Origin of the sequence: Fictibacillus terranigra (assembly GCF_030412265.1) — a bacterium.
Taxonomy (GTDB): domain Bacteria; phylum Bacillota; class Bacilli; order Bacillales; family Fictibacillaceae; genus Fictibacillus_C; species Fictibacillus_C terrinigri.
Window position 1 is genome coordinate 31,010 of sequence record NZ_JAUHLN010000008.1, and the last position, 14,971, is coordinate 45,980.

Annotated in this window: 10 protein-coding genes; all 10 read left to right on the forward strand. The window is 41.0% G+C overall.

Annotation, left to right across the window (positions count from 1 at the left end; genetic code table 11):
- The first annotated feature begins 456 nt into the window (after positions 1-456).
- The 10 genes from QYF49_RS23580 to QYF49_RS23625 all read left to right on the forward strand — a co-directional run bounded on the left by QYF49_RS23580 (position 457) and on the right by QYF49_RS23625 (position 14,193).
- Positions 457-4,755, forward strand: a complete 4,299-nt coding sequence (locus QYF49_RS23580) for a glycoside hydrolase family 66 protein (RefSeq protein ID WP_290402038.1) — start codon at positions 457-459, stop codon at positions 4,753-4,755.
- 1,077 nt (positions 4,756-5,832) lie between these two features.
- Entirely contained in the window at positions 5,833-6,579 is a 747-nt protein-coding gene (gene map / locus QYF49_RS23585) for a type I methionyl aminopeptidase (protein ID WP_290402039.1), read from the forward strand.
- Between the two features lie 179 nt (positions 6,580-6,758).
- Positions 6,759-6,887 (forward strand): hypothetical protein, encoded by a 129-nt coding sequence (locus QYF49_RS23590; protein WP_290402040.1) that lies wholly within the window; start codon positions 6,759-6,761, stop codon positions 6,885-6,887.
- A gap of 592 nt (positions 6,888-7,479) precedes the next feature.
- On the forward strand, positions 7,480-9,594 hold the full coding sequence (locus QYF49_RS23595) for a BglG family transcription antiterminator (RefSeq protein WP_290402041.1): 2,115 nt from the start codon (positions 7,480-7,482) through the stop codon (positions 9,592-9,594).
- Between the two features lie 41 nt (positions 9,595-9,635).
- Positions 9,636-10,064 carry a PTS sugar transporter subunit IIA gene (locus QYF49_RS23600; RefSeq protein WP_290402042.1) on the forward strand — a complete coding sequence of 143 codons (429 nt, stop codon included), beginning with the start codon at positions 9,636-9,638 and terminating at the stop codon, positions 10,062-10,064.
- 13 nt (positions 10,065-10,077) lie between these two features.
- The gene (locus tag QYF49_RS23605; protein ID WP_290402043.1) at positions 10,078-10,344 is read left to right on the forward strand and encodes a PTS sugar transporter subunit IIB; all 267 of its coding nucleotides are present in this window, start codon (positions 10,078-10,080) and stop codon (positions 10,342-10,344) included.
- Positions 10,345-10,364: 20 nt separating this feature from the next.
- Positions 10,365-11,660 carry a PTS ascorbate transporter subunit IIC gene (ulaA, locus tag QYF49_RS23610; RefSeq protein ID WP_290402044.1) on the forward strand — a complete coding sequence of 432 codons (1,296 nt, stop codon included), beginning with the start codon at positions 10,365-10,367 and terminating at the stop codon, positions 11,658-11,660.
- A gap of 66 nt (positions 11,661-11,726) precedes the next feature.
- Positions 11,727-12,719: a phosphotriesterase family protein gene (locus tag QYF49_RS23615; protein ID WP_290402045.1), complete on the forward strand. Its 993-nt coding sequence runs from the start codon at positions 11,727-11,729 to the stop codon at positions 12,717-12,719.
- A 12-nt stretch (positions 12,720-12,731) separates the two neighbouring features.
- Positions 12,732-13,457, forward strand: coding sequence for a creatininase family protein (locus QYF49_RS23620; protein ID WP_290402046.1), 726 nt, complete (start codon positions 12,732-12,734; stop codon positions 13,455-13,457).
- 1 nt (position 13,458) lies between these two features.
- Positions 13,459-14,193, forward strand: a complete 735-nt coding sequence (locus QYF49_RS23625; RefSeq protein WP_290402047.1) for an SIS domain-containing protein — start codon at positions 13,459-13,461, stop codon at positions 14,191-14,193.
- Positions 14,194-14,971: the final 778 nt, after the last annotated feature.

Below are 14,971 nucleotides of genomic sequence, written 5' to 3' on the forward strand. Positions count from 1 at the left end.
TTTTTATGATGAAAAAATAAATGAATTATTCTTACCCTTTAATAATGGAGATCATACAATTTTGATAGTCTTTTTAAGATGGGAAAAAGACAAGTTTCTTAAACGATCGGGTGCATTTAGAAGGAGAAGTGCTCCTTAAAACAAGAACAGACAGTCATAAACATCCGGGCACTTATCTTTTATAAGATAAGTGTTTTTTTAATTCGGGTAAGAGATTGAACTATTCATCTGTTTTGTTCCTATTAAATATTTCTTATTCATGCAAAAGAGGGCATTCTCCTTATACGGATTTCCGCCTTTTTTATTTGACCTTTCAAACAAACATAATATAAGACACCTTTTTTATAATGTGAGCGGTTACATAAAATTGTAATATATGTGAAAATAAAACCGCATTTGAAGTGTTATTGATTTTGTAAATGCAACCATACTAGTAATCTTTTGAGGAGGAAAGGTATGAAAATTAATAAAAGTAAACGAAAGCTAATACTTGTTTGTTTAGTAGCCTTGAACTTGACATTAATCACTCAAACACCTGTAACAAAAGCCCAAACGACAGGACAGCAGATATCTAGTAAACAAATTCAACCAATTAAAAATCAGCTGCCAGTTGAACCGATTCAAGCTTTCTTAGTAGATAAATCCAGGTATACTCCAGGGGAAAAAGTGAAGATGTCTATACTATTTGATTCTTCTAATGATTGGAAAGGGAAGCTTAACCTAGAAGTCTTTCACTTAAACGAAAAAGTAGCCGAGGGAGAGAAGAATATTCAAGTTAGAAAGAATGTAAAAGGATTGGAAATAGAATGGACACCTCCCAAACAGGATTTTCGCGGATATCTTGTAAAAGCTTCCATCTCGGGTTCTGATCAAATTGTAACAGCAGCAATTGATGTCTCAAGTGATTGGACACGGTTTCCTCGCTACGGGTATACAACAGAATTCCCTCAAGAGTCAGTTCGCGAAAGTGAAAAGAAGATGAAACAACTGACACAAGAGTACTACTTAAATGGTTTTCAATTCTATGATTGGATGTGGCGGCATGATGTATCCGTTTATTCCAAGACAGATCGAAATGGGAATCCGATTCTAGACGAAAATGGAAATTTTATTACAGAAGAAATCAATAAAGATACTTCCTATAAAGATTTATTAGGACGCAATCTTTTTCCTTTAACTGTAAAACAGCAAATTGATGCTGCTAAGAAATATAATGCAGCATCAATGGCCTATCAAATGAACTATGCAGCTAGAGAAAATTATGAAGCATTCGGAATAAAAAGGGAATGGGGACTCTATAAGAAGAATGCCCAGTTTCCTAATCCGTCACTAGCAAATCAAGAAGGCTTTTACTTTGATTGGGTTAATCCTCCAACGGGTCTATTTCTCCAAGACCCTGGTAATAAACAATGGCAAAAATATATTAACAGAGAGTTTGTTAGAAGTGTAAACGAATTTGGATTTGATGGAATGCATCTTGATCAGTGGGGCTTTCACGATAATGATTATTTATATGATTATAATGGTAATAAGCGCCATTTTTCTAAAGACTATGATTCTCTTATTAATTCCGTAAAAGATTCTTTAGTAGAAAATAATGAGAAAAAGAATTTTGTAACGTTTAATATGGTTGGTGGAAATGAAGGTTATCAAGATGTTCCTGTTTCCTCAACAAAAACAGATTTTGATTATAGTGAAATTTGGCAGGATAAAGATAATTACCGTGATCTATTAAATGTTGTTGAGGAAACCCGTAAAACGAATGGCGGGAAAGCCGTTGTCATTGCTGGCTATATGAATTATAAGCAGGCAACTGGAAAACACTATGAGGTAGCAGATGTAAAAGGTGTTCCTAAGTCAGAGCAATTTTTCTCACGTGTTCAAAAGCTTCCTGGTTGGGTTGGAGATTTTGGAAAACAAGATGAAGATAAGATCATATGGACGGTTGATGTACCTGAATCAGGAACTTATGATGTAGCTCTCAAATACGGACATGATAATGGTAGTAGTCCAGAAGGAAAAATATCAGTGAATAATCAACTCGTTGAGAGCACGATATCTTTTAATGAAAAAACGGGATGGGGAAATCCAGTTGCAGTAAAAAACCTATCCTTACATTTGGAAAAAGGTACAAATGAAATTAAACTACAGTTAAATACTAATAATCTTTGGTTAAATGTAGACAGTATTGTTGTTAAAAGGGACTCCTTTGAGAAAGAATATGAAGCTGAAGATGCTGAGCTAATCAGCTGTAAAGTTGATAAATATGGACATGTGTATAATTTCGAAACGGATGGAGACTTTATTGAGTTTACAGTAAATGCAGCTCAGGCAGGATCCTATCCAATCAGCTTCAACTATGGGGTTGAAAGAACGGCCGTAAATCGTCATTTGTACGTTAATAATGAACTTGTCAGTGATTCCATTAAGTTCGAACCAACAGGTGGATGGGAATCACTTGAAAAATCAGAAATCGTTCAAACACCATTAAAAGCAGGTGAAAATAAAGTCGTCCTAAAAGTAAAAAATGTAAACGATACAGGTGCAAAGATAGATTACATGACAGTTGGAGATACACGATACCAAGCTGAAAAAGCTAGAATTGGTTGGGAACCATCACAGCAACCTGTATTGGAAAAATCAACAAAACAGATTAACAACTTTAAACAACAGGGAGATTTTATCTCTTTCAAAATGGATTCAGATACTGCAAAAGAGGTACCGATCTCTATTTTCTATATAAACTCTGGTCAGGAAACAAAACGCAGCTTACTAGTTAATGGAAAAAAAGCGGGTGTAGTAATGTTACCACAAACAGAGGGAGAAAACTGGAGTAAAGCCGAAACCAAAATTTATCTTTATAAAGGATTGAATGAGGTTCAGATGAAGATGGAAGATCAGACATCTGAAACAGGAATTGAAGTAGACAAATTTGAAATAAATAATACGGTTATAGAAGGAGAACAAGCTGAAATCGGCTGGAGTCCTGATATAGCAAAAACAAGCGAGGTTTCCGTATCTCCTGGATTTACAAACAATCTAGGCAAAGCGGGTCAACGAGTCATTTTTAATGTTAATAATGAAAAAGAGACTAATACTCTTCGTTTTAAATATAGAACTGCGAATAATCCTAAAGTAAATATATATGTTGATGGAGAATTAATTCCTTCAAACAACACATATGTTGATGGAAAGACGATCTCTGAAAACATATTTGCTAGTACACCAGGTGGTTGGGATGGAGCAATGGTTGAAAAATCTATAAAAGCTACTGTACCTGTTGGTGAACATGAAGTAGTTTTTGAATTAGCATCGAATGGTGAATATATCAATTTAGATAGCTTACTTGTTGGGGAACAGGAATATCAGGTTGAAGAAGCTGCATTTGCTCCAGAAGGTCATGGAATCTCAACAACTATTGGCCACATTTACGATTTCCAAGATGAAGGGGATTTCTTAACCTTTGATGTTAATGCTCAAAAAGCAGGAAAGTATGACTTGACATGGAGATATAATAATGATGCTTCCTCAAAACGTGATGCAAAACGTTCAGTCTATGTAAATGATGAAAAAATAGAAACTATTATTTTCCCATCTAGTGATGGATGGAAGGATCTTACTATGGGAGGAATTTCTTTAAAAGAAGGTAAAAACACGATCACGATCAAAGTCGAGAACTTAGATGATGATGGTGTAAAGCTTGATTATCTCAAAATTGAAGATAAAAAATATCATTCAGAATCTGCGAGTATGATTCCTCCTATGCACATCTATAAAGATACACTATTACATTTTGGTCATGTAGGTGACGAGGTAACATTTGATGTGGATATAGAAGACGAAGGAGAAACTAGTTTTATCTTCACATATGCTAATGCAGGAGCAGATACAGAACGGACCATTTATGTGGATGGAAAACCACTGCTAGATGAGAAAGGCAATCCTTATACAGTTACATTTAAAAGCACGGGAAATATTGACTCATATAGTGAAGATGGGTACGTCGTTTTACCACATTTAAAACCAGGGAAACATAAGTTCACACTAAAACAGGAAGAGGGACAGAAAGGGTCCATTCATTTACGTCGCATGACAATTGGACTGTTTGACGAACCTTCCGTACGCTTAATGGATGCTGGATTAGCTGCAATGGGGGCAACACATATTGAAATGGGTACAGCTGAGAAGTATGAACAAGGGCCAAATATGTTAGCTCATGAATATTACCCAAATCGAAGCAAAAAAATGACCGGTTCTTTAAAGGAATCAATGAAAGACTACTACAAGTTTTTCGCTGCTTACGAAAATCTTCTATTCGATAGTAAAGAGACTGATACGATGATTAAAGTAGAAAACGAAGGTCAGCCACTTGTGATTAGTAGAGATGGAGAGAAGAACACAATATGGTCTATAGTAAGGGATAATAAGAACAATAAAGGCTTTGAAGAGTACGATGTCGTTCATCTCGTTAACCTATTAAATAATGATTCGAATTGGAGAAATGCAGCAGCACAACCGAAAAAGTATAATGATTTAAAAATAAAATACCCAATTGGCAAGAATGAAAAAGAATTACCTAACTTAAAGGTTTATTCAGCGAGTCCCGATCGGCACAAAGGACAATTAAAAGAAATTCAGTACCAATGGGAGGACAAGGAATTAGTCATTAACCTACCTAGTTTAGAATATTGGGAAATGATTGTAATTGACCGTGATGGAGTTGGGGATATTAAGCCATCTAAGATTAAATATTAAACGGAAATTTTAGTTTTTATAAAAAAGGGTGCTCAAAACATGAGCATCCTTTTTTATGTGATAGAGACAAAATTTCTCCAGTACTGTCACATTCAAGACAACGTTCGTAACCCTCGTGTATTTCTGGAACCAATGTTAGTTTTTTTTAAAATAGTACACTTCAAGGATCACATTATCGCAAAAAGTAAAAAGACTATTACTTGTTAAATGCAATATCGAGGATAAAGATTCAATATCAAAACGTCTTTTGTCTGAACGGATAAGGGAATTGACAGAAGTTAAAATTGGAAATGCTGAAACAGGTGAAGATTCTCCAGATATGAAACTTTATATCCTAAAGATGTCCCAGGGAGTGGTAATAAAAAGTACACGCTCTATCTGAGTGAGTATAATAATGGAGGATACGGAGAATTAAAAACCGATAGCCTGAAAATTTATTTTAAAGATGGTACTTTCCAGATCATCAAAAGGGACACGACCATTTATGAATATAATTCTTTAATTTAGAACCTTATTTAGTTGAGTATGGTACAGGGTTGACCCAAAATAGCAAAGTGACCATCGGAACAGTTATTTTTAAAGTCAACGAGCTAGAGGATATGACTGAAGAAACGAATCCAACCCCTGAAGAAGATCCAGCGTAGGAAAGAGAAACATGAAGTCTAAGTTCTTTGAAATCTATGGGAGCTGTGTATCCGGCGAAGTTTTTTAGGCCGGGTCTACATATGCTGGACCTTTAGACACGAATTAAATGCTATTCCCATCCGAGACATGACTATTGGTTATATAACGGCCATGTTTCATCTTCTTTTAGTCATTTTATTTAAAAGAAACAAATACCCTATTAAAGTTAAGACTTTGTTCAATACATCATTTTTTTTCTTTAATGCCAATTGTGTTTATTGGCCTTATAGGGCTTTCTTAGGGGTCCCGCCAACATTTTAACGAAAATATACGCTAAGCCTTCTGATGTGACCGGCTTAGCGTTTTTTCTTACTCCCGAAGGGACATGAGGCTCTTTTTCGAGTATACTGGAATTAAATGTGGGTTATATTGCAAATACTGGAGGTTAAAAACTTGTCCATCGAATCAGAACACGATCTCATCGCTCTGCAGAGGATCGGCCGTATTGTCGCAATGGCCCGTGAAGAGATGCTGTCCTCTGTCCGGGCGGGAGTTACAACGGCAGAGCTCGACCGTATCGGCAAAAGGGTGCTGGATGAGCATGGAGCTATCTCCGCGCCTGATATCACCTACGGTTTTCCGGGAACAACCTGTATCTCCGTGAATGAGGTGGCTGCGCATGGCATTCCAGGCCCTCGGATACTGGAGGAAGGGGACGTCGTTAATATTGATGTGTCGGCGGAGCTGGGCGGATATTTTGCTGACACCGGGGCAACGATAGTGGTAGGAACCCGTTCGCCGCACAAGGAAAAGCTGTGTCAGAGCTCGCTTCGCGCACTGCATCAGGGGCTTCAGAAGGCCAGGGCGGGTGCGAAGATCAGCGGCATCGGACGGGCGATTCACAACGAAGCCCGCAAGGACGGCTTCACCGTGATCCGCAATTTGTCCGGGCACGGCATTGGCCGCGAACTGCATGAGATGCCGGATAGCATTCTGAATTACTATGATCCGCGAGACAGCAGGCTGCTTACGAACGGACTGGTGCTCGCGGTGGAAACCTTTGTATCGGACGGAGCGGAATATGTAGTAGAGAGCGCTGACGGTTGGGGGATGCTTCTGCCGGACCATCACTACGCCGCACAGTTTGAGCACACGATTGTCATTACCAAAGATAAGCCGCTCATTTTAACAGCGGTGTAATGTCACCTCGGATCTTAATCATTTGAAAAAACGGCTGCCTTCACTTGAATGGCAGCCGTTTTTTCGTGCGCATTCAGAGTAAGTTCAGCAGCGTCTGGTGGCAGCCATTCGCGGATTACCTCTGAATGGAGATATTAAAAAGCTCAAGTCTCGTGGTGGGATTTACAAATGAGGAAAGCATGTATTTTTTGCAATACCGAATGAAATATGGCTGGGATAATGGCACCGGGTACAAATTTTTGTTTGGAGCAGTGGGTGTGATTACGAAATTTAAGATCACTCCGGAAGACGGTCAATTGCTAGAATAAAGCCGATAATTCCTTAGAATAAGGAATATCGGCTTTCATGGTCGTTTTTGACTTAGCATATATTTTCGTTAAAATGTTGGAGGTATCCCTGTTATTTTTTCGGAGGGGGAAATATCATTGTCCCGTCCGTTAAAATTTTAATAGGTTTCTTAGTCACATGGTTAGTAGATCTTTAACTGCATAATCACTTCTAAAACCTGTTTTACCGGACCACCATGGGTCTGCTCACAGGCTGATAAGGCTACAAACAACGCAGCCTAACATCTTTTGGCATATCGCTTCCCCCTAAAAACCAGCGAACAACAGACCGCTGTTCGTATTTTCCGGTGTGGTCATAAACATATGACATTAATAAAAATGATAATAGCAACGATGTTGTTATAAATTGATAAGGTAATGACATTGGTAAATGTTTATGCGAGTGCAATGGCGCAGAAAGTTGCCTCTACCAGACCGGAATAGGTATAACACAAAGATCAAATTTCCAGTCCGATTTTTGCACAAATTTCTATCCAACATTTGGTCTCCTCTTTACACGTGACTTTTTATATAGTGGAAATAAGCAATTGTCCTTATGAATGGAGGTGAAGTGATGATGTCATTGGATCAGCGCAGTACTGCCATGCTGTCCCATTTGTCGCAGGCCCAAGGATACATCTCAGTGGATGAATTGATCGAGAAATTCAATGTGTCAAAACGTACCATTTACTATGATATTGAAAAAATCAACGGGTGGCTCAGTGATAATGACCTAAAGCCTATCCAACATGTGAGGACGGCCGGCTTTCATCTTGAGGATAAAGACGCCGCACTCGTTCCCAAAAAGCTTGAAAGGCTTCAAACCTGGCATTACGAATTTTCTATAAAAGAGCGAAAAGCATGGCTTGCCATTTATTTAATGGCCAGGGACGCTCCGCTGTACCTGGAGGATTTAATGGAGAAGATTCGGGTCAGCCGGAATACGACCATTGAGGACATTAAGCAACTAAAAGAAGAACTAGTGCGGTTTAACCTGCACCTCTCATTTGATCGTAAGGACGGCTATGTTATCGGTGGAGATGAAGACGACAAGCGGAAAGCAATCGCTTATTACTTGCAACATGTTCTTCCTCAGCAAAGCTGGCGAACTTTGCTTTCTCAATTGCCTTCCATACTCTCAGATAAAAATGACGGATTCGGGCTTTTTGATTGTAATAGACTGAGTGCCATTCAATCCATCCTAACAGAATGCGAAACTAAGCTTAACATCCAGTTTACCGATGAGTTTCTACATCATCTCAGCTTTCGGCTGCTCCTTTTTGGCAAAAGGCTTGCCTACAGAAAGTACATCTATATTAATCAGGCGGAAAAGGACGTCCTCCGGGAGACCAAAGAATACGATGCAGCACAGCACATTAGCCACCAGCTGTCGATATTGTTTCAGGTTGATTTTCCGGAGGATGAAGTTGTTTACATTACCAAGCACCTACTAAGCTCAAGAATCCAATTTTCTGAAGATCTGCTTGCCCCAACCCATTTTAAAGATACAAAGCTATTGTCAGAGGTTGTATCAAACATGGTGACGGACTTTCAGCGATACTCATGTGTGTTTTTTGAAAACCGTGAAGAAGTGGAGAACCACCTTCTTTTGCATATAAAACCCGCCTATTACCGTGTGAAGTACGAACTTGAGGTTGAAAATAATGCGGTGAATTCCATTATGGAAAAATATCATGACATTTATCAGATTTCGAGTAAAGTCATCTGTCATCTTGAAGCCGCAGCCGGAAAAGCAGTAAGTAAGAATGAAACCGCCTTGATTGCCATGCATTTCGGTGGGTGGATGGAAAAGATAGGCGCAAAACCGGCACATCGGAGAAGAGCGCTTCTCGTATGCACAAATGGGATAGGAACCTCACGTCTCCTTCTTCATCAATTAGAAGGCCTGTTTTCAACCGTTGATATTATTGGGTGCTACTCACTAAGAGACTATGAAAAGAAACCAATTGATTCGGACTTTATTATTTCAACAATTAATTTGCCTGAAAAAGATAAACCGGTGTTTGTGGTAAGTCCTGTTTTAACAGATTCAGAGAAAGAGCGTCTGCTGCAAAAGGTCAATGCGCTTATCGATGCCAAGCAACAGCGTTCGTCCGTTCAGGCGATGATGAGTATGATAAAAAAATATGCGGATGTGTTTGAAGAAGAACGCCTCCATAAAGAATTAACGCAATATATCTATAAACCAACTGCGCCACCTAAGGATGTAACAAAGCCAGAATTAAGTGAATTGCTTCCATTGCAACACATTCAGATGGAGGAACGTGTCCCGGATTGGAAGAGCGCCATTCGTCTGGCCTCACAACCTTTACGGAAAGCCGATTCTATTACAGCTTCCTATATTGAAGTGATGATGAATAACCTAGAGAAAATGGGCCCTTATGTGGTCGTCTCACCGGGTGTGGCGATACCGCACGCCAGGCCAGAAGATGGTGTCAAGCGATTGGGAATGAGTTTGTTGCGGATCAAGAATAGTATTCCTTTTACCGATCAAGGGACACATCGCGTTCATCTTGTGATTGTCCTTGCAGCGATTGACGGTGATACTCATTTAAAAGCGTTATCTCAATTAACTGCCATGATGAATGAGCCCGGAATCAAAGAAACACTCTTTTCCACCAACTCCCCTGAGAAAATTTATGAGCTGATGCAGGCATACTCGGATTAAGGAAAAAGAGGTAATACACTGTAGCAGAGAGGATTATCAAGATGAAATTTTTAGAAGAACATTTAGTGAATTTGGATGTTTCTGTATCCTCGGCCGAAGAAGCGATCCGTATGGCTGGCCGGCTACTGGTAGAAGACGATTTAGCAGATCCACGGTATGTCGATGCGATGGTGGACTCGTACAAAATAAACGGCCCTTACTTTGTGTTATCTCCTCAAATCGCGTTGCCACACGCAAGGCCGGAGGATGGTGTAAAAGAAGCATCTGTTTCGTTTGTGCGATTAAAGGAACCTGTCGTGTTTGGCCATGCAGCCAATGATCCCGTTCAACTGGTATTTGGGCTTGGGGCGTCTTCTAGCGAAGAGCATTTGAAATTGTTACAAAAGCTTATGAGATTGTTAGGAACATCTTCAAATATAGAAAAGCTGAAAAACGCACCGTGCTTCAGCGAGATAACAAAACTTTTTTAGGAGGAATAAACATATGAAAATTTTATGTGTATGCGGATTAGGTCAGGGAACTAGCTTAATTTTACGAATGAACGTGGAAACCGTTTTAAGGGATCTCGGCATTTCCGCTGATGTCGAAAATACGGATGTATCTGCTGCATCCAGCATGCCATCGGATTACATTATCACAAGCAACGAACTGGCGCAAACGCTCGAAGCAGCCTCCGCCGATGTTATTGTTGTCCATAACTATTTTGACATAAGTGAGATCAAGGGGGCATTGCAAGATAAGATCTACTAACACATATAGGGGGGAAACAAATGGATATTATCAAATGGATTGCTACCAATGTTTTTGGAACACCGGCGATTTTGCTCGGATTCATTGTGTTTCTGGGCCTCTTTCTGCAAAAGAAAAATGCGAGCCAGCTGGTAAGCGGGACATTTAAAGCAGTGATCGGTTTCTTGATTATCGGTGCCGGGTCTGGTGTTATTGTAAGCGCTTTAAATGTTTTTGAGCCGATGTGGAAGGAAGTTTTCAACCTAAAAGCAGAATCATTTGGCAAGTTTATGGGTCAAGAAGGCTTTAACGCAAAATACGGAAGTGCAGTTACGCTTGCGATGACCCTCGGTTTTTTAATCAATGTGCTACTTGCAAGGTTTACAAGATTCAAATTCATCTATTTGACGGGCCATATGATGTTCTGGAACACCACCATTTTTGCAGGAATCATTGTCCATACGTCCGGACAGGTTCCGTTTATCAAATTGGTTGTCTTTTTATCCATTCTGATGGGGATTTACTGGACCCTTCAGCCTGCCATTACTCAGCCCTTCATGCGTAGAATTACAGGTAATGACAATATCGCTTTAGGACACACCTCTGCTTCCGTGGCTCTTTTGGCGGCGCTTGTGGGTAAAGTGGCTGGTAATAAAAATAACGATTCAGAAAAGCTTAGATTGCCAAAAGGACTTGAGTTTTTGCGTGACTCCAATGTGATTACCGCGCTGACCATGGGCTTGCTGTTTCTTATTGGGGCCATTATTTTATCCACCAAAGGAACACCGGAAGCAAAAGAGCTGCTCGCGAAATCAGGCGACCAAAACTTTATCATCTATTCAATCGTCCAGTCGTTTACGTTTGCGGGCGGGATTGCTATCGTGTTACTGGGTGTACGAATGTTTATCGGTGAAATCGTGCCCGCCTTTAACGGAATCGCCACGAAACTTGTGCCAGGAGCCAAGCCTGCGCTCGACTGTCCAATCGTTTTTCCATACGCGCCCAACGCGGTCATCCTCGGATTTGTCGGTGCATTTGCGGGGGCCTTAATCTGGTTGGCTGTTCTTGGCAACACGGCAAGCTATGTCTTCGTGCCAACGATGATTGTGCTCTTCTTCCATGGAGCAACCGCTGGTGTGTTTGGCAATTCAACAGGGGGTGTTCGTGGTGCGCTCCTGGGAGGATTCATTACCTCGACGGTCGTTGCCTGGGGTCAATTTATTATGGTGAAAATGTTGATTTCGAGCACGGTGCCTGACACCGCAATGTGGGCCGCAGACTCTGACATGTTTATCCTTGGACCCATCGTTAAATTCCTGGCACAGCTTCTCTTTTAGCTATTCACAAGGGTATAGGCTTCTCATGGCTCTCTGCCCTTTCATCTTTATTTGGAGGTGCTCATCATGAGTTTTATTCGTACATTGCTTGGAGACATACCGCCAGAGGAACTCGGATTTACTTATTCACATGAACATATCGTTTGCCGTCCTGCTTATTGGAAGGAACGGGACGGAGATGACCTTTTGCTTGATGATAAGGAAAAGTCTAAAAAAGACGTGGCCGACTTCAAGCACCATGGCGGACGATCGATTATTGACGCAACAGCTGTTGATTATGGAAGGGATGTACAGGCTGTTCAGGAAATTTCCGAAGAATTGGACATTCATATCGTTGGCACGGCCGGTTTTAACAAGAGCTTTTTATGGAATGCCAACATTAAACCGGAACTTCGGGTAACGCTCGGAAACTATAAAACCTACAATGAATGGATTGATAGCAAAAGCATTAATGAGCTTACGGATTTTGTTGTCAAGGAAGTAGAAGAAGGGCTGGAAGGAACACCGTACAAAGCCGGCCAGGTTAAATTTGGAACAGGATATAATCGCATCGCCCCGCTAGAGGAAAAAACATTGCGCGCTGTGGCCCGAGCCCACTATGAAACGAAGGCGCCGGTTCATTCTCACACGGAAGCAGGCACCATGGCCCTTGAACAAATTGAATTGTTAAAAAGTGAATCGGTGAATCTTTCCTATATGAGCTTCGGCCATATGGATCGCAACCCTGATCCGTATTATCATGAGCAAATCGCAAAAACGGGCGCTTACCTGTGCTTCGACGGCATTGCAAAGATTAAATATGCGCCGGAAAGCACACGTATTCATTGTCTGCTTGAGCTTGTCAATAAAGGGTACGAAAATCAAATTCTTGTAAGCGGGGATACGGCGCGCAAAACCTATTATAAGCATTATGATTACGGTCCTGGGCTTGAGTTCATTATCGCAAAATGGGTCCCTAGATTTATTGATGATGCCAACCGCCAAGGCTTTGATGGGGAAGCATTGGTGCATAAATTCTTTATCGACAATCCGGCAAGGTGTTTTACGTTTAAAAAATAGGAGGGACAGCTGATGATGTTTCAAAATGAAACATCCTACACCGTAAAAGAAAAGATTGATGAAAGTCAGATCGCTATTTTGCCGATTGGAGCGGTAGAGGCGCATGGTCCACATCTTCCCCTTGGCACCGACAATTATCTGGCGGAACGGCTCGCCGAAAAAGTGGCCGCCAGAACGGGTGCATTGGTGCTACCTACCCTTCCATACGGTCAGGTATGGAGCCTGAAAAACTTTCCTGGAAGCATCAATATCACCAATGAATCTCTTATCCGCTTTTTGTTTGATATGGGTATAAGCCTGTATGAACAAGGGTTCCGTTTATTTGTGATGCTCAATGGTCATCTGGGAAATGCTGTCGCCCTGAAAGAAGCAGCACGACAGCTTTACAACAAATTTCCCGACTTTAGAGTGCTTTATCTTTTTTATCCGGGAGTCAAACAGGTAACGGAAGAAGTAAGAGAAACCCCGACCGCGCATACCACCTATTTTCATGCATGCGAAATTGAAACGTCGTATATGCAGTATCTCGCGGAAGAGTTCGTTGATATGTCAAAAGCCATTTCTGACATTCCTCACATTCCTCCGAGCGCGGATATCACGCCAATCCCATGGGAGATGTTTACCTCTTCCGCAGTCCTGGGGGATGCCACACTGGCAACAAAAGAAAAAGGCGAGAAAATTATTAAAATTGCGATTAAAAATATGGTTCAGCTGATCAAGGAGATGAAAGGAGAATAACATGCTCACCACCTATTTTGAAAAGGCCAAGGAACAGCTCGATCTTGTTATGGAACATGAAAGAGATCAGATGAGGCTCACGGCTAAAAAAGTAGCGACTTCGATTATGAACGGAGGCATTATTCAGCTGTTTGGTTGTGGTCATTCCCACATTTTAACGGAAGAAGTCTTTTACCGGGCGGGTGGGCTTGTCCCAATTAAGCCCATTTTAGTGGAGCCCCTAATGCTTCATGAAGGCGCCTTGCGTTCGTCTCATTACGAGCGGCAAAATGACTATGCAAGTGAGTTTTTGAAGGAGCAGGATGTGCGCACCGAAGATGTGGTCTTTGTTTTGTCGACTTCTGGGCGAAACCCAGTACCCGTTGATGTTGCTCAGTACGCCCGCGAGCAAGGCGCATATGTCATTGGTGTTACCTCTCTGGAGTACGCGCAAAGCCAGCCATCCCGCCACAAAAGTGGGAAGCATTTATTTAACTCAGTTGATACCGTTATTAATAATTACTCCGCAAAAGGGGATGCCATTTTGTCCTATGATAAAGTGGCCGTCCCATTCGGGCCCACTTCCACCGTGGTTGGCGCCGCTATCTTAAACGCCATTTTCGCAGAAGCGATCACCTTCATGGCAGATCAGGGTTTTAAACCGCCGGTCTTTTTGAGCGGAAATATTGATGGTGCAGACGGGCATAATAAGGCACTGGTTGAGAAGTATTACGAGCGGATTTCACTGTTATCATAGGTAAAGGCTGTGGGGGAAATCTCCCAGAGCCTTTTTTATATGTTTTTGTTAAATTAGACTAATTAGATGTTAGCTAGAGGGATTCTAAATCGAAAAACGTGTGTGAACAAGAGCATAAAAGGCTAATTACGCCGAATTAGGGTTTTAAAGACTGCAAGACAATTACACATATCATTAATACGAAGACCGAATACACTAGTCTGAAAGAAAAAGGCTATATTTACAGGAAGGGAAGGACATCTCCTTCCTCTTTTTTTAGAGAGGCGAAAAATAATTTCTTTCGAAATTAAAAACATAAACAAATTTGCAAGCGGAAATGCTTGTGTTTCCTCGATTTTGATTATCCTGTTTTATAACTTTTTTTACTTAAGAGTAATGACACCCGCAATAACAAAAACTGCTGCAATAATATAAAGTCCCCCGTATACACTTCCGGTAGCGTCTTTTATTGCGCCTAGCACATACGGACCAACAAATCCGCCCAGGGTGGCGATGGAGTTAATCGAAGCAATCCCAACCGCTGCCGATGTTCCTGTGAGAAATAATGAAGGTAGTGCCCAAAACGGATCATATATCGCGTAACTTGCGCCAAAGATGCGTTTATCACCATTAGGGAAACCCGTTTTAATGAAGGGTTAGGCTGTATACATTCGGGAGCTTAAAGGTAAAGCGGAACGGCAAGTATGAAATAGGGGTATTTGAAATGTCATTGAAAGACTTTCCGCAGTCACGACAGAGGTATCGTTGTCTATCTTTCAATAAAGCGTTAGCATATTTA

Bases quoted from the DNA above. Each gene is read 5' to 3' on its own strand.
- QYF49_RS23605 (WP_290402043.1), top strand. From the start codon at position 10,078: ATGAAAATTTTATGTGTATGCGGATTAGGTCAGGGAACTAGCTTAATT.
- QYF49_RS23625 (WP_290402047.1), top strand. From the start codon at position 13,459: ATGCTCACCACCTATTTTGAAAAGGCCAAGGAACAGCTCGATCTTGTT.
- QYF49_RS23615 (WP_290402045.1), top strand. From the start codon at position 11,727: ATGAGTTTTATTCGTACATTGCTTGGAGACATACCGCCAGAGGAACTC.
- QYF49_RS23620 (WP_290402046.1), top strand. From the start codon at position 12,732: ATGATGTTTCAAAATGAAACATCCTACACCGTAAAAGAAAAGATTGAT.
- ulaA (WP_290402044.1), top strand. From the start codon at position 10,365: ATGGATATTATCAAATGGATTGCTACCAATGTTTTTGGAACACCGGCG.
- QYF49_RS23600 (WP_290402042.1), top strand. From the start codon at position 9,636: ATGAAATTTTTAGAAGAACATTTAGTGAATTTGGATGTTTCTGTATCC.
- QYF49_RS23580 (WP_290402038.1), top strand. From the start codon at position 457: ATGAAAATTAATAAAAGTAAACGAAAGCTAATACTTGTTTGTTTAGTA.
- QYF49_RS23595 (WP_290402041.1), top strand. From the start codon at position 7,480: ATGATGTCATTGGATCAGCGCAGTACTGCCATGCTGTCCCATTTGTCG.
- QYF49_RS23590 (WP_290402040.1), top strand. From the start codon at position 6,759: ATGTATTTTTTGCAATACCGAATGAAATATGGCTGGGATAATGGCACC.